The sequence below is a fragment of the Variovorax nivicola genome, from assembly GCF_051216475.1.
In the GTDB taxonomy this organism is placed as follows: domain Bacteria; phylum Pseudomonadota; class Gammaproteobacteria; order Burkholderiales; family Burkholderiaceae_C; genus Variovorax.
Map to the genome: position 1 here is coordinate 177468 of NZ_JBPJZK010000002.1, position 14987 is coordinate 192454.

General features: G+C 66.6%; 17 protein-coding genes. 3 read left to right on the forward strand and 14 right to left on the reverse strand.

What is annotated here, in order from left to right:
* Window positions 1-5: 5 nt before the first annotated feature.
* From ACSFBF_RS09315 to ACSFBF_RS09375, 13 genes are all read right to left on the reverse strand, one after another.
* Complete coding sequence (locus ACSFBF_RS09315; RefSeq protein ID WP_435466222.1) at window positions 6-515, reverse strand: TadE/TadG family type IV pilus assembly protein; 510 nt, start codon at window positions 513-515, stop codon at window positions 6-8.
* The gene (locus tag ACSFBF_RS09320; protein WP_258352959.1) at window positions 512-985 is read right to left on the reverse strand and encodes a TadE/TadG family type IV pilus assembly protein; all 474 of its coding nucleotides are present in this window, start codon (window positions 983-985) and stop codon (window positions 512-514) included. Before ACSFBF_RS09320 ends, ACSFBF_RS09315 begins: the two co-directional genes overlap by 4 nt.
* A gap of 27 nt (window positions 986-1012) precedes the next feature.
* Window positions 1013-1420 (reverse strand): DUF3613 domain-containing protein, encoded by a 408-nt coding sequence (locus ACSFBF_RS09325; protein WP_435466223.1) that lies wholly within the window; start codon window positions 1418-1420, stop codon window positions 1013-1015.
* On the reverse strand, window positions 1417-2391 hold the full coding sequence (locus ACSFBF_RS09330) for a tetratricopeptide repeat protein (protein WP_435466225.1): 975 nt from the start codon (window positions 2389-2391) through the stop codon (window positions 1417-1419). Before ACSFBF_RS09330 ends, ACSFBF_RS09325 begins: the two co-directional genes overlap by 4 nt.
* Entirely contained in the window at window positions 2388-3347 is a 960-nt protein-coding gene (locus ACSFBF_RS09335) for a type II secretion system F family protein (RefSeq protein ID WP_435466227.1), read from the reverse strand. The genes ACSFBF_RS09330 and ACSFBF_RS09335 overlap by 4 nt, the downstream gene beginning before the upstream one ends.
* Entirely contained in the window at window positions 3344-4342 is a 999-nt protein-coding gene (locus ACSFBF_RS09340) for a type II secretion system F family protein (RefSeq protein WP_435466229.1), read from the reverse strand. Before ACSFBF_RS09340 ends, ACSFBF_RS09335 begins: the two co-directional genes overlap by 4 nt.
* Complete coding sequence (locus ACSFBF_RS09345; protein WP_093079695.1) at window positions 4335-5657, reverse strand: TadA family conjugal transfer-associated ATPase; 1323 nt, start codon at window positions 5655-5657, stop codon at window positions 4335-4337. The genes ACSFBF_RS09340 and ACSFBF_RS09345 overlap by 8 nt, the downstream gene beginning before the upstream one ends.
* Window positions 5658-5661: 4 nt before the next feature.
* A complete protein-coding gene (locus tag ACSFBF_RS09350) occupies window positions 5662-6945 on the reverse strand; it encodes a CpaE/TadZ family protein (RefSeq protein ID WP_435466231.1) in 1284 nt (427 codons plus the stop codon).
* A gap of 43 nt (window positions 6946-6988) precedes the next feature.
* Entirely contained in the window at window positions 6989-8383 is a 1395-nt protein-coding gene (locus ACSFBF_RS09355) for a type II and III secretion system protein family protein (RefSeq protein ID WP_435466233.1), read from the reverse strand.
* 39 nt (window positions 8384-8422) lie between these two features.
* Window positions 8423-9418, reverse strand: a complete 996-nt coding sequence (gene cpaB / locus ACSFBF_RS09360; RefSeq protein ID WP_435466238.1) for a Flp pilus assembly protein CpaB — start codon at window positions 9416-9418, stop codon at window positions 8423-8425.
* Between the two features lie 81 nt (window positions 9419-9499).
* The gene (locus ACSFBF_RS09365; RefSeq protein ID WP_435466240.1) at window positions 9500-10000 is read right to left on the reverse strand and encodes an A24 family peptidase; all 501 of its coding nucleotides are present in this window, start codon (window positions 9998-10000) and stop codon (window positions 9500-9502) included.
* Between the two features lie 10 nt (window positions 10001-10010).
* The gene (locus tag ACSFBF_RS09370; protein WP_435466242.1) at window positions 10011-10202 is read right to left on the reverse strand and encodes a Flp family type IVb pilin; all 192 of its coding nucleotides are present in this window, start codon (window positions 10200-10202) and stop codon (window positions 10011-10013) included.
* A 425-nt stretch (window positions 10203-10627) separates the two neighbouring features.
* Window positions 10628-11821, reverse strand: coding sequence for a L,D-transpeptidase family protein (locus ACSFBF_RS09375; RefSeq protein WP_435466244.1), 1194 nt, complete (start codon window positions 11819-11821; stop codon window positions 10628-10630).
* A 13-nt stretch (window positions 11822-11834) separates the two neighbouring features.
* On the opposite strand from ACSFBF_RS09375, the gene ACSFBF_RS09380 reads away from it, so the two are divergent.
* The gene (locus ACSFBF_RS09380) at window positions 11835-12077 is read left to right on the forward strand and encodes a hypothetical protein (RefSeq protein WP_435466246.1); all 243 of its coding nucleotides are present in this window, start codon (window positions 11835-11837) and stop codon (window positions 12075-12077) included.
* 28 nt (window positions 12078-12105) lie between these two features.
* Here the strand turns inward: ACSFBF_RS09380 and ACSFBF_RS09385 are convergent, their stop codons facing one another.
* Window positions 12106-13209: a YybH family protein gene (locus tag ACSFBF_RS09385; protein ID WP_435466248.1), complete on the reverse strand. Its 1104-nt coding sequence runs from the start codon at window positions 13207-13209 to the stop codon at window positions 12106-12108.
* A 157-nt stretch (window positions 13210-13366) separates the two neighbouring features.
* Between ACSFBF_RS09385 and ACSFBF_RS09390 the strand changes: the two genes are divergently transcribed.
* On the forward strand, window positions 13367-14329 hold the full coding sequence (locus ACSFBF_RS09390) for a LysR family transcriptional regulator (protein ID WP_093057559.1): 963 nt from the start codon (window positions 13367-13369) through the stop codon (window positions 14327-14329).
* A 130-nt stretch (window positions 14330-14459) separates the two neighbouring features.
* A complete protein-coding gene (locus ACSFBF_RS09395; protein ID WP_435466251.1) occupies window positions 14460-14981 on the forward strand; it encodes a cupin domain-containing protein in 522 nt (173 codons plus the stop codon).
* The last annotated feature ends 6 nt before the right edge of the window (window positions 14982-14987 follow it).

The window sequence follows — 14987 nt, forward strand, 5'->3', positions numbered from 1 at the left end:
CCTCTTCAGGACGATCGAAGCGCGGCGCTCGTCCGGCTTTGGAGTTGGGTGGGCATCCACTGCTCCACCAGTGGAATCTTCGGCAGCAGCTGGTTCGCGCTGTACGGATAGCTCACGGTGACGTCATAGCGGATATAGGCCCCCGGGCCGCTCGGGTTGCTGCGGGCCACGTCCACCGGAACGTTGGTGACGATCCAGCTGCGCCGTGTCGCCACGCTGCTGTTGGCCGATGCGGGCACCACGAGCGAGTTGGCCAGCGAGTCGTACACGGCGTCCTTGACCCGCTGGTCGCCTGCCGTCGGCGCCGGCGTCAGCAGGCCCACGGCCCGCGCTCCCTCTTCCGACGCGCGCGTGACCGACTGCTGCAGATAGAACACCGCCCCGAAGGTCACGAGCGCGTACAGCACGCTGAACAAAATGAGGAAGACCATCGCGAACTCGATGGCGGCCACGCCGCGCTGCCGGCCACGCATGGCCGCGCCCTTGCTGCCGTTCGAACGGCGCCCGGTGCTCATGGCGCCCTCCCGTCGAGAAGCATGCTGGCCTTGCCGACGATCTGGTCAGGCATGGCAAAACTGGGAAAGGGCGGTAGCAGGAGCTTCAGGTTGGTGGCCGTGACGGTTACGACCATCTGGCAGCGGGTGTCCCAGGTGGCGCCGCAAGTGGGGGCGGCGCAGTTGTTGGTGACCACCCCGCACACGGTAGCGCTGACGCTGCGCGTCACGGTGGCCGGCATCCAGCTGCTGCTTGTTGTGGCAGTGGTCTGGGCCAGGGTGGCGCGTGCCGGCAGGGTGGGCTGGTAGCGCAGCGCCGCGCGCGCGCCGTCTTCTGCCGCGTTCTGCAGCCCCAGGCGAAACGCGAACAGCATGCCGTAGCTGATGATTCCGTAGAGCAAAGAGAAGGAGATCAGGAACACCATGGCGAACTCGACCGCGTAAGCGCCGCGCTGGGCGTGCGCTCGGGTGCGAAGGCGATAGGTGTTCATGGCGATGCCTGGCGTGTCTGCCTCTGCCTACTTCGTCGGCGCAGCGCCGCCGCCGACCGCCGTCTGCTTGACGATCGAGCCCATGCTTTCCGGAATCGGGAACTCGAAGCTCTTCAGATAGCGTTGGTAGCTGCGACTCGCGATCTCGCCGGCAATGGGCCGCGGCGTGGCGGATGCGATCTCGCCGCTGCGCTGCCATGCGAGCAGGCCTTGCGTGGCGTCGCCCACCTGCGGCGATCCGTACACGAACTCTTCTTCCGCCCCGGCCATTTCTTCCTGGCCCTGCGGCGGCACGGGCACTGGCGCGGCCGCTGGCTCCGGCGCCTTGGGCGATACCGCCTGCTGCGCGAGTGCCGTGGGGGTGGCGGCCATCAGCGCGACGGCGAGGCCGAATGCGGACAGCGCGGCGAGACGGGTGGCGTTTGCTTTTCTCATGGGGTGCCTTGTGAGGTCGAGTTCGGCGAAAGGGAGACCGCGGCATCCGCGGTAGACGGATTGCGCTGGCTGGCCGTTCGGATGCCGCCGGTGCCGGACCAGCGCGAGGCCTTGAGCATCAGGGGAGGCTGCTGCGGCGCCAGGTCTTCGCGCGCCAGCTCTGTGGTGGTGTTGGGAAGCGGGCGCACTGCGTCAACAAGAGGCAGCATGGCGCCAGTCGCCGCGAGGGGCACCGCGCCGCCTGCGCGCAGTTGCTGCGCAGCGTCCCGCACTGCTGCGCGCGCAGCGGGGGACATGCGGTTGGCTTCCATCAGGCTGTTCGCCTGCTCGCTCTGGCCGGTGACTTCGAGGTAGAGCGCGAGGTTGGACTGGGCCTGGGCACTGTCGGGGCGCAGCTGCAGCGCCTGCATCAGCGGCAGCCGGGCGTCGGCGATCTGTCCCGCGCGCAGGTTGGCATAGCCCAGGTCGCTGAGCAGCAGGGCGTCGGTCGGTGTCAGGCGCTGGGCCTGCTTCAACAGCTGCACGGCTTCGGGGTAGCTGCCGCGCGCGCCTGCCAGCAGGCCGAGGCCACGGTAGCCGGCGCTTTCGAGCGGCGTGCCCAGCAGGCGCTTGTAGGCCTGTTCGCTCAAGTTGGCCTGGCCGGTCTGGCGCAGGGCGTCGGCGCGCATGCGGGTGGACTCGGGCGACACGCCCCAGCGCTGTTCGAGTGCATCGATGTGCGCCAGCGATGCGAACCACAGGCCTTCCTTCTGCATCTGCTCGACGAGCTTGAGGTAGGTTGCCTTGGTGTCGACGGCGGCACCGGCCTTGGTGTCGGCGGCAGCTTCGGCGGACGCGCGCTGCTGCGCATCGGCAGCGGCTGCGTACTGGTCCTTGAGCGCGCCGCAGCCGGTGATGGCCATGGCAGCGGCGGTGCAGGCCAGCAGGCGAACGGCAGAGCCCGCGCGCTTGGGAAGAGCTAGTGTTTTCATTTGCCGATGGCTCCCAGTGAACGGAATATGGCGATGAAGCCCGGCCCCGCGGTGACGATGACCAGCGCCGGCAGCAGCGTGATCACCATGACGCCGGTCATCTTCACGGTGATCTTTCCGATGCGCTCCTTCATCTCCGAGCGGCGGCTTTCGCGCAGCCGGTCGCTGAATATGCGCAGCGGTTCCTGCACCGCGCCGCCGTGCCGGTCGACCTGCACCAGCAGCGAGACGAGGCCGCGCATGTTCTCGTTCTTGTGCAGCGTCGCGAGGCGATGCAGCGAATGCTCGCGGGTGCGGCCCTGGCTGTATTGCGAATTGGCGATGCCCAGTTCGTAGCCCAGCACGCGCAGCACGTGCGAGAAGTCTGTTGCCATGATCTGCAGGCTCTGGTCCAGGCTCAGGCCCACGCCCTGCAGCAGCCGCAGCAGGTCGATGAACAGGGGAAGCTCCCGGGCCGCGCGCTCGCGCCGGCTGGCGGCAAAGCGGCCGAGCAACCACTTGGGCGCCATGAAGCCGACGGCCGCCGCCGCCGTGAGAACGATGGTGACGGTGCTCCGCGTGTGCCCGCTGCTCCAGAAGACATAGGCCAGCAGCGGGAGCGCGAAGGCGAGGGAGATCCGCGTGACCAGGAAGACCAGCTGCGCCCGCTTCGACCGAAGGCCGCACTGGTCGATGAGGTTGCGGTCTTCGTCCGCCACCAGCGCCCGGCCGAGCCGCGAGTCCAGCCAGTGGAAGGGCAGGTCGAGCTCGGGCTTGGGCGGCGCATCGGGGTCCGCGATTTCGACGGCGGATTTCGGATCGGGCGCGACGGCCGCCTGCCGGATGGCCCGGCCGATGACCTGCCCGCTGCGCGTGCGGCGCAGCTCGGCCGCGACGAGCGCGCCGGCGCCGACCAGCAGGCCCAGCGCCAGCAGCACGAGGCTGAAGATGGCCAGTTGATTGGGCGTCAACGTCATGCCAGCCTCGCCAGCCGGTAGAGCAGCGCAGCGCCCGTCAGCTGCAGGCCCACCGCCGAAAAGATCAGGATGCGGCCCGTGCCGTCGTTCCACATTCCCATGAAATAGCTGGGGTTGGTGAAGATCAGGAAGGCGCCCACGCCCACGGGCAGCAGGCCGAGGATCCAGGCTGACAGGCGCGTCTCCGAGGACAGGGCGCTGAGCTCCTGCTCCGCCTGCTCGCGGTCGCGCATGAAGTTGCCAACGCGCTCCAGCAGCAGGTCGGCGCGGCCGCCATAGCGCACGCCCAGGCCAAGAATGGAGGCAAGCAGGTACATCTCTTCGATGCGCACGTTGTCCGCCGTCTGGTGCAGCGCGCGGTCGAGGTCCACCCCCGCGCGCACCAGGGCCGCCGAGCGATCCAGATGACCGCGCAGCGGCGCTTGCGTGGTGGCAATCGCCAGCTGAAAAGCCGCTTGCGTGGAGTTGCCGATGGTGATCAGGCGCACCATGGCATCGATATAACCGGGGAGCTGGTGAATCAGCTTGCGGCGGAACTTCTGCAGTTGCAGCCACAGGGCGAAGCTCGCCATCAGCAGCAGAAGAAACAGCACGCCCAGCGCCGCGAGCCACCCGACGAAAACGCCGACCAGCAGGCAGATGGCGACGATGGCGATCAGCGCGAAGACGATGGTGCGCGGCTCGATCACGCCCACCATCCACCCAGGGACCGCGCGCTCGAGCAGACCGGTGCGAGCGGGCGTGGCGGACCCCGCCCCACCGTCGAACCACGGGTCCGTGGTCAGGCTGGAGGCAAGACCCTCGCCAGGGAGATCTCGCAGGGGCATCGGCACGGCGGTTGCCGCGGCGGCCGTGCTGGTGGCCAGAATCTGCTGATTCAGATGCCGCTCCGTCGCCTGCCGCGCCTGCCGGCCCTTCGCCCATTGCCACAGCAGCACTCCGGCGGCTGCCAGTAACAGCGCGACGCAGGCGACCGCGAGCAAGACTTCACGCACGGTTGTCTCCCCCATGCTGCGACGCACGCTGCAGCGACTGGCGGAAGCGCGTGATCTTGGGCGAATGCGGCGCGATGCCCAGTGACACCCAGCGGTCGCGCTCCTCGCCGTCGGGCGATGCGACCGGTTCGTAGCGGTACAGCTCCTGCATAGCCACCACGTTGTCGTTGACGCCCGTGACCTCGCTCAGCGAGATGATGCGGCGCTGGCCGCTGGACAGGCGCCCGATCTGCACGATGAAGTCGATGGCGTTGGCGATCTGCCGACGCAGGCTCACTTCGCTGCCCTGGTAGCCGGCAAAGCCCGCGAGCATTTCGAGCCGGTACAGGCATTCGCGCGGCGAACTGGCGTGGATGGTGCCCATCGAGCCTTCGTGGCCGGTGTTCATGGCCTGCATCATCTCGATCACTTCGGCACCGCGCACCTCGCCCACGATGATGCGGTCGGGCCGCATGCGCAGGCTGTTGCGCAGCAGGTCGCGGATCGACACCACGCCTGTGCCGTCGAAGCCGCCGGGGCGGCTTTCGAGCCGCACCACGTGGCTGGTGCCGAGCGAAAGTTCGGCCGTGTCCTCGATGGTGATGACGCGCTCGCGCGCCGGGATGAAGCTGGCGAGCGCGTTCAGCAGCGAGGTCTTGCCCGAGCTGGTGCCGCCGCTCACGAGGATGTTGCAGCGCGCGCGTACCGCGATCTCAAGCAGCTGCGCCATGCCCGCGTCGAAGGTGCCGAGCTTCACCAGGTCGGCCGGCGTGAGCGGCTCCTTGCGAAACTTGCGGATCGAGACCGACAGGCCGTCGATGGCCAGCGGCTCGATGATCACGTTGATGCGGCCGCCGTCGGGCAGGCGCGCATCGACCATCGGGTTCGATTCGTCGAGCCGGCGGCCCAGCGGCGCGAGGATGCGGCGCACGATGCGCATCACATGCTCGGCATCGGCGAAGCGCACGGTCTCGCGCTCCAGCATGCCGTGGCGCGACACGTACACGTTCTGGTAGCCGTTGATCAGGATGTCTTCAACGGCCGGGTCGTTGAGCAGGTCTTCCAGCGGGCCGAAGCCCGCGAGCTCCTTCGTCAGCGCATCGGAGATGAGCTGCATCTCTCGGTCGTTGATCGGCACGCGGCGCAGGCGCACGAAGCTGTCGACCTCCAGTTCGACGAACTGCTGGATCGAGGCGCGCGACCAGCGGCCGAACTCCGCGCCCAGCTCCTCGATGCGGCTGAGCAGGTGGTCATGCGTCCAGCTCTTGATGTCCTGGAACTGCTGGGAGTTGATGAACGCCTGGTCGTCGTCGGCAAATTCGATATCGGTGGACATGGGCTCAACCTTCGTGTGAACTCTTCCAGAGGCCGGTAACTTGCGACATGAGCGCAACCCAGCGTGGATCCTTGGCCGGGGGTTGGCCCGTGGCAGACATGTATTCCTGGTGCAGGCTGCGGGCGAGTCCCGTCACGGCCTGCGCGTAGGGGTCGCTGCGCGCGGTGCGCACCAGCATCTCGCCGCGGCTGGCAGCGGCGAGCAATTGCGCGCTGCGCGCGGGCAGCACATGCCGCAGCGGAAGTTCGAGGCGCTCGGCGATGTCCTTGGCCGACAGGCCCACGTGGCCGTCGAACTTGTTGACCACCAGCGACAGGCGTTCGGTCTCGACGCCGCGCGCGCGCAGCTCCTTGAGCATGTTGGCCGTGGACACGATGCCGCCGATGCTCTGGTCGCACACGACCCAGGCCTGCTGCGCCTCGCGCACGGTCTGCGCCATGAAGTCGATGGTCGAGAAGCCGCCGAGGTCGGCGATCTGGAAATCGAAGAAGTCGGCCAGGCGCTTGATGAGTGCGACCGAGTCGGCATGCGAGATCTCGCGCACCTGGGCCAGGCTCGCGGGCAGCGGCAGGATGGCCACGCCGCTGGTGTGATGCGCGAGCGCGGTGTGCAGCAGCGTCTGGTCGAGCCGGCGCAGGTTGCGCACGCCGTCGACAAAGCTGAAGCCGCTTTGCGTGTCGAGGTAGAGCAGGCCGTCGCGCGCCGGCAGGCCCAGGTCGAGCAGTGCCACGCCATGCCGCGTGCTGCGGCCCGGCGGGCGCGCGGGTGCCTGTGTGAGCTGGTCGTTCAGCGTCAGGGCAAGGCTGGTGGCCAGCGTGGTCACGCCGAGACCGGCGCGCGCGCCGAGCAGCGCCAGCGTGCTGCCGCGCGTGCCGCCCTGCAGCGTGCTGCGCCGCTCCAGCAGCGTGCGCAGCGTGGTCACCGCATCTGAAGGAGGCGCGGCAATGTCGATGAAGTCGTCCACGCCCGCGCGCAGGGCAGAGAGCATGGCGGCGGGCTCGGCCGAGACGCCGGTGGCCAGCACGGGCAGGGTCGGCCAGTCGCGCTTGAGGCGCTGGTGGAGCTGGTTGGCGGCGGCGGCCTGGTCGGGCGAGAAGTCGATGAAGACCGCCACCGGCCCCAGCAGGGCGATGCGTTCGTCGATCGACTTCGTTTCCGGGGGCAGTACCACCACGGAGCCGAGGGTGCCGAGCGCATCGGTCAGCCAGGTGATGTGGCCGCCGTTGCTCGAAGCGAACAGGTAGGTTTCGCTGCCTGTTTCAGGGATGCTGTCGCGTGGTGCGTTCATGGTGCCAGCCTGCGATGCATGTTCCGGGTCATCGTTGTTGCCGTCAGCGGGAGAAGCCGGGCACGGGTGTGTCGACTGCGCCGCCAAGGAAATACGAGCGCCACACTGCGCCGTCGCGCTGCTCGGCGCTGCCGGGCAGGTACGGTGTGAGGTCGGTGCCGCGCGCAATGGGCTTGACCAGATGCGGCGTGACCAGGATCACCAGTTCCTTCTCGTTCATCTTGTAGTTGGTCTTGCTGAAGAAGGTGCCAATGATCGGCAGGTCGCCCAGCAGCGGCACCTTGTCGGCGTTCGATGTGGTGGTGCGGCTCACGAGCCCGCCGATGATGAAGCTCTCGCCGTCGCCCAGCTCCACCGTGGTATCGGCACGGCGTGTGGTGATCGCCGGCACGGCGACACCGTTGAGGGTCAGGGAATTTGTGTAGTCGAGGTCGCTGGCTTCGGGGGCGACTTTCAGCACGATGCGTTCGTTCGACAGCACCGTGGGCGTCAGCGTGAGGCCGATGCCGAAGGGCTTGTATTCGATGCTGGTGGTGCCCAGGCCTTGTGGCACTGGAATTGGCAACTCGCCGCCGGCCAGGAAGCTCGCGCTCTGGCCCGACAACGCCACCAGAGTGGGCTCGGCGAGCACGCGCGCCATGCCGTTGCCTTCGAGGAAGCCCACATTCAGACCGATGCCGGCCTTGCTGAAGTTGAAGAGGAGGCTGAAGGCCTGTGCCAGGGGATTTGCGTACTCGCCGCTGATTTGCCCGTTGGCCGCGAAGGTCGTCGTGGATCCGAGCGAGGAGGGCGAGAACACGCCGAAGCTGAATCCATTCGAATTGGGGCGCGTGCTGAAGATGTTCAGGCCGGCCTGCTTGAGCACGCTGCGGTTGAACTCCACCACCTTCACTTCGACCTGCACGGTGTTGCTTCGCACGTTCACGACGGAGCGGTCGATCAACTCGGCCTTGTCGCTGGCGCTGCTGGCCAGTGCGGTCTCGCGTGCCTGCTGGTGGGCGGGCATGCTGTCCATCGACCCCGCGAGCGTGGACGTGCGGCGCCGCACTTCGACGATGTAGGTCGTGGCTGCGGAGTTGCCCTTTTCCCAGACCATCAGCGAGGTGCGTCCCGCGGCCTTGCCTGTCACGATGAGCCGTGCCCCCGGCGAATTCTGTGTCTTGCGCGTGATGGTGACGCCGGCCACCGCCTCGTCGCCGATGGCCATCCGGTCGATGCCCTTGTCGATCAGCAGCTCTTGCTGCGTGCCGGCGGTCAGCACCAGGGGGCGTTGCAGCTGCGGGCGCACCGGCTGTGCATCCGCAGCCGTCGATGCCACCGGCCAGACGGTTTGAGCCATCGCGCACAGGGCGATCAGGGACGGGCGCAGCAGCCGCGACGAGACATTCATGGGGCTGCGAATGGCACGGGTCGACTGCTCGCGAGGCTTGTAGGGCATTTGTTTTTCCTGGATGACGGGTGTCGGCTGGCTGCGTGCTCAGTAGTTCACGGTTTCACTGCGTTCGCCGCGAATGACCTCGACCTGGAGCCCGCCTCGCGCAGGACCGGCGGCGCGGGGCGCGCCGGCGGCGGTGCGGACTTCGGTTGCTTGCGGACGGACGCTGGGGCCCTTGCCGCCGGTGACGAGGTCGGCGGCGGTCAGGCCGGCCTGGGCGCGGTCGAGTCCTTCGAGCGGTGCGCGGCGCGGTTCGCCTGTCTTGGGCGGTGGCAGCTGCAGGGCCGTGGGCAGTTCGGCGAAGAGCTTCGGATCGGGCTCCGACAGATCGGTCGGGTTGCGCAGGGCGAGCATCAGGCGGCCACTGGCGTCACCGATGGTCAGGCGGTTCACGTCGTCCAGGGGCACGGCGAGCACGGCCGTGCGCGCCTGCTCGCTGCGCTGGGCCTGCTGCGCGGCCGCCTTGTCAGGCGACTTGGAAGGCAGCCCGTCGACGGAGGCACTGCCGAAGGCCAGCACGCGCTTGCGTGCAAGCAGCAGGCGGGCCTGGCTGCGGTCCACATCCTTGCCGTCCGACTTGAGCATGATGAAGACGTCGACGAAGTCGCCGGGCTGGATCTTGTTGCCCACGCCCATGACTTCGTCGGCCTTGATTGCTACGGCACGTTCACCCTCGCCGATGCGCAGTGCGAGGCCGGAGACCAACTGGTTCTCCATCACCGGCGTGCCTTCGGCAAGGTCGAGCACCGGCACGCGGCCAGCGGCGACGGTCACGTCCTGGAAGGCGCCGGTGGGGTTGATCGTCAGCCGTTCCACGCGCAGCGCGTCCGCCGGAATCGCCAGACCCGCGGGCAGCGGTTTGGCCGCCACCACGACCGGGTAGACAAGCACCTGCTGGGCCTTGGTGGGAGTGGCCGCAGTGCCGGTAGCCGCTACTGCCGGTGCGGGCGCCTGGCGGCTCAGCATCCAGGCATAGACGCCCAATGCGATGGCCAGGAGCACCAGGACGGCTGCGAGGATTTTTGAGAGATTGATCATGGGCGGCGGACTGAGGGATGAGGGCAAGCAATCATGAAAAGTGAGGAATGAATGGCCTGCATGGACAGAGGCAGCGGTCTGCTAGCTCTGTCTCCCCCAGAACATCCACGCCACCGTGGCCAGCGCAAGGTAGGCCGCATAGGGAATGAAGCGGGCCCGGCTCGACGAAGCGCTGCCGGCGGCTGAAGAGGGCTGGCCCGACAGGATCAGGGCAAGCCGTGGGGAGACGGGCCAACGCTGCAGGGCGTACCAGAGTGCGCCATGCGCCCCGGCCAGCAGACCCGCGCCAATCCAGATCGGCGCCAGTGCCCACAGGCCGACCCAAAGTCCGAGAGCGCCAGCGAATTTCACGTCGCCTGCTCCCATGAGACCCATTGCATAAAAGAGCAACAGGAAACCGAAACCCGATGCGGCGCCTGCGAGTGCCGCTGTCCAACTGACGCCGAAGGGCTGTGCCTCGAAGCCGATGACTGCCAGGGCCGCGATGGCTCCGGACAGGACCAGCCAGTTGGGCACACGCCGCTTTCGGAAGTCATAGACAGCGACACAGAGCAACCAGAGCAAACAGGCCAATGCCGACACTTGTTTCTATTTACTTTGGCGTGACGGTGGTCGTCAGCTTGTCGGTAATGTCCTGGAAGACCTTGGCCAGTCGTTTGCCCAGGCCGTCGTCTCCGGCCAAAACAGCCACGATCGCGACAGAAATAAGCCCCGCAATAATTCCATATTCAATTGCGGTTGCACCTTCTTCGTCGCGCAGAAAACGAGTAATAGAGCTAAGCATGATTTCCCCTTTCAGGAAGTGTTAACAAAGGCTTGCGAGGTGGATGTTATACAGCGTAACTCTGTGTATCAACTAGGCAAACCCGCAAGACTTCCGCTCAGAGCGTGCTAGCCAAAAGAGGTATAGCAGGATAGCGGCCAGCCTCTTGCCAGCCCGAACCAGGAAAGGTCTGGTCAGCTGGTCGAAAGTTAGGAGACTGATTTTTCCCTCTGTAGGGCGCACGACACCTCCCATGAAGAGGGGATGGGACGTTACGCCGCCGGGAACGCGCGAAATGGGGCTGTTACGGGAACAAATGCGTTACGTGTTACGTAGCACGGGGCCCCAAAGGGGTAGATGTAACAGTGAAAAAAGCACAAGCCCGTGAGCAAAAAGTCACGGGTTTGAGGGGGTGACCTCGTCGCCGAGAGGGATTCGACTGGGCCTCAGCCCAGGATTTCTTCGTGAAAGAGCTTCCAGTCGGTACCCTGGCGTAACCAGTATTGGCGCCGGGAACGTCCGCTCTTCTCGCCTTCGAACACTTCGCCGAAGGTAACAATCATGGTGTCGTCGCCGTCCCGCCAGTGGAGATACGACATGTCCTTGAATTGCACGCGCTTGCCCTGCGCGTATTTCACTTCTTCGTCGACAGCTGAAATTCCTTCGGTGGATTTTTTGCTGCTGCGCTGGAAATCGGGCAAATAGAATTTCTTTAATTGCTCTTCATTTCCATTGGCTCGCGCATCTTTCCAGCCATTGATAGCGGTTGTAATTGACTGGGTTTCTTTTTCGGCCTGCGGTTGTGAAATCCATTGCAGGCTGCGCGCGGTCACCACCGGGGTGGCGCCAATTTGCACTTTTCGCAAAAGCTGCTTCAGGTCAGGGTTTGCCATGACCACGCAGCCGTCGCTTGCCAGCGGCGCCCGGGCGAACTGCTGGGGCGGGGTGCCGTGCAGCCAGATGCCGCCGCCAGTTTTGCCGCGCCGCACGTCGTACGGGTTGGGGTAATTGATGGGCAGGGCGCCCGCGCCGTAGAAGTCTTTCAGCGACTTCGGATCGAGGCTGCTGGTGATGTAGTACACGCCCAGCGGGGTGCGCGCATCGCCCTCGGTGACCTTGTCGGTGCCCGACTTGCCGACCGAGATGTAGTAATCGGCCGTGAGCTTCAGGCCCTTGTCCGAGTTCTCGAACAGGTACAGCCGCGAGCGCGAGGCGTCGACGGCAATGGCGTAGCGGCTGCGGGTGGACAGCGTCAGGAATTGCGACGGCACGGTGTTGGCCGGCGGACGCTCGCGCAGGGCCTGCAGGCGGCGCTTCGATTCCTCGTGCAGCTCGGCCATGGCGGGGTTGCCGCGCATCTTTGCGATGCTGGTCGTGTCGGGCAGGGCATTCGACGGGGGCACTTGTGCCGCGAGCAGGTCGCCGTAGACGAGCTGCGCAAGCTGGAAGTTCGGGTAGTCGCGCACCAGGTCGCGGGCCTTGGCCAGCGCGGGGCGGGCCTGGCCGCGGCCGAACATTTCATAGACTGCGATCAGGCGGGCTTCGGCGTTGCTGGCTTCCTGGATGGAGGTGGCGGATGCCGACCTGCGTGCGGGCCTTGTTGCCGTCGCGGCAGCTGTTCGGGCCTCTGCAACGGCCACGCCCTTCTTGCCCTTGGCTGCGGCGCTGCGGGATTCCTTGGCGGAAGAAGACCGGCCGGTTGCACCGCGTGCGGCGGAACGGCTGCTGCTCGCAGCCTTGGCCTTGGTGCTGCCGCTAGCGGCCTTGGCGCTGCCTGCCTTGTGGGTGCTGTTGTTCGACGCCAGCGCCGCACCGGGCGCCGCCAGCATCAGCGCCGATGCGGTCATCAGCGCTGCGAGCAGTTGTCCGCTGCGCAGACGAAACGGGGGATTCTGAAGCCGGCCGAGCCGGACGATGTCTGCCACTAGCCGCCGACGCTTTCCTTGCGAATGTGCCATTGATTGCCGGAGCGCTGCAGGTCCAGCGTCTTGCGGCTCGAAACGTTGAGGTTGTCCGCGCGATAGATCTGGCGGAATTTGGCCGTCGCGTTCTGTCCGTCGACTTTGATCGCGAGGTTTTCGATGTTCACGCTGATGCTCGACTTGCCGACGATGCGGGCGCGGCGGTCTTCTTCCCAGCCTTTGCGGCTCTGGCCGCCCGTGGGCGTGAAGTCGGGGCCGTAGGCCGCGAGGTAGCGGTCCATGTCCTGGCTGGCCCAGGCCGAAGCCCACGCGCGTACGGCGGATTCGACTTCGGCATTGGAAGCGGCGCTGGCGGCGGGGGCCGGTGCGGGTGCTGGAGCCGGCGCTGCTTCGGGTGCCTTTGCCTCGGGCGCCTTGGGCGCGGCGGCCACCGGTGCGGGAGCGGCAGCAACCTTGACTGGCGGTGGCGGCGCAGCGGGGGCTGGCGCGGGAGCCGGTGCCTTTGCCGCGGGAGCAGGTGCTGCCGAGGCCACCAGGGCCGTTGGCTTGGCGCCCGGCGGCGTCGGCGTGAAGAGCGTGCGGATCACCGCCAGCTTGGGTTGCACGGCCGTGTTGTTCTGGTCGAGCTGCAGGGCCTTGCTGTAGGCCTGACTGGCCAGCCGTGCATACACGTCGCCGAGGTTTTCCTGGGCGGTGGCGTAGCTGGGGTTGGTGCGAATGGCGCTTTCGAGCGCGCTGCGCGCCTTGTCGAACTGGTTCTGGCTCGCGTAGATCACCGCGAGGTTGTTGTACGGCTCGGGCAGTTCGGGCGCGTCCAGCGTGAGCTGCGTGAAGGCGGCAATGGCCTCGTTGCGCTTGCCGGTGTCGAGCTGGATCACGCCCTTGAGGAAGCGCATCTGCGGATCGCGCGGCTTGTCTTTGAGGAAGGCGTCGGCTTTTGTCAGCGCCTCGTCGAGCTTGCCGGCCTGCATGAGCTTGTCGACCTCCTCATGCTCGATGGCGGCCAGCGCAGGAAGCACGGCGCCACAGGTTGCTGCGGCCAGGAACAGGGCGCGCACGGTGGGGGAGAAGCTGAAACGGGCGCGTGGCCGGGGGCTCTTGGGCATTGCGGACAAGACCTCGTAGGGGTGGGTGATGCGGCAGGGATTGTAAGTGGGGCACGTAACTCCCCGACACAGGGATAACTGTCTTTCGCGGCCTTTAGGCTTGCTCGCAACGTCCCGTGGCGCCCCGCGCTGACCGGCCCCGCAGTACAGTGCCGCCGTGGACCGCCTCCAAAGCATTGAAACTTTCGTTCGCGTCGCGCAGACCCAGAGCTTTGCGGAAGCGGCGCGGCAGCTGCGCGTGGCCAATTCGGTCGTCACCACGCGGGTCAAGCAGCTCGAAGAGTTTCTGGGCGCGCCGCTGTTCCACCGCAGCACGCGCGTGGTGCGGCTCAGCGACATGGGCCAGGCCTTTCTGCGCGACTGCACCGAGCTGGTGGGCCGCGCCAACGACATCGTCGACCAGATGCGCGACGCGCGCGGCACGCCCTCAGGCATCCTGCGCGTGCATGCACTCACCGGCATGGTGCTGGGCCGTTTCGCCACGCTGTTGCGCGAGTTCCAGACGACCTACCCCGACATCCACCTCGAGCTGATCGTGAGCGACGCGGTGGCCGACCCCGTGAAGGCCGGCGTCGACTGCGCGCTGCAGATCTTTCCCGCGGCCTCGCAGGAGCTGGTGTCGCGGCCGCTCTTTCCGGTGCGGCGGGTGCTCTGCGCCACGCCGGCGTACCTCGAAGCGCACGGCACGCCCGCTGCGCCGCGCGACCTACACCGGCACAAGCTGGGCCTCTACTCGGGCTATCCCACGCGCGACCGATGGACCTTTCACCATGAAGGCGAGCAGACCACCATCTACCTGAACGCCGCGCTGCTGACCAACAGCGTGCACCTGCTGCGCGAATATGCGCTGGAGCATGCGGGCATCGTCTGCCTGCCCACGCTGGTGGCGGGTGACGCCATTGCGCGCGGCGAACTGCGCGTGGTGCTGGCCGAGCACCAGCTGTCGTCGTTTTCGCTGAGCGCGGTGTATGCGGGCACCTCGCGCAATGCGCTGAAGCTGCGGCTGTTCATCGAGCACATCGCCACCCGCTTCACGCGCGTGCCGCCGTGGGACGCCACGTTGATCGAGCGAGGCCTTATTCCTGCTGAGCTCATCGAGTTCAGCCGTTCGAGCGGATAGCGCCCGAACGGGGGTAAACCCCTGCGATTGTTCGGAAGCTCCGAATAATCCTCTTCCAAACTGGTCCCTACCGGTGCCGCCGCTTGACTCCTAGAGTTCACCCATCACTGGAGACAACAGGAGACAAGCCATGACAGCCACCACTGCGACCGCCTACAAGACCCGCTTCGGTTCACTCAAGCACTTCGAGAAGGGCCACGTCGAGCCCATCGACGACGACGTGCGCCATTACGCGTTTTCCAACTGCTTCGAAATCGCGAGCATCAGCAAGCCCTACGAGAAGGTCGTGTTCGGCCAGAACCAGATCTATGTGCTGGAGACGCTGCGCGCCGAAGGCGCTTCGCCCTGGTACACCTGTGCGCACGACGAGTTCGCTCTGGTGATGGACGGCGACGTAGAGGTGCATCTCGTGCAGCTCGACGCCGCGCAGACCGTTGCCGACAAGGAAAAGAACGGCGCCGTGCTCGTCAAGGGCGAGCCCAAGGGCAAGAAGATGGGCTGGATGAAGCTCTCGCGCGGCCACCAGGGCCTGCTGCCGAAGAACACCGCCTACCAGTTCCGCAGCGCCGGCGAGCCGGGCGTGATCGTCCTGCAAAGCTGCAAGGGCGACTTGTCCATCGAAAAGTGGGCCGACATCTGCCAATCGCACTGAGTGCAT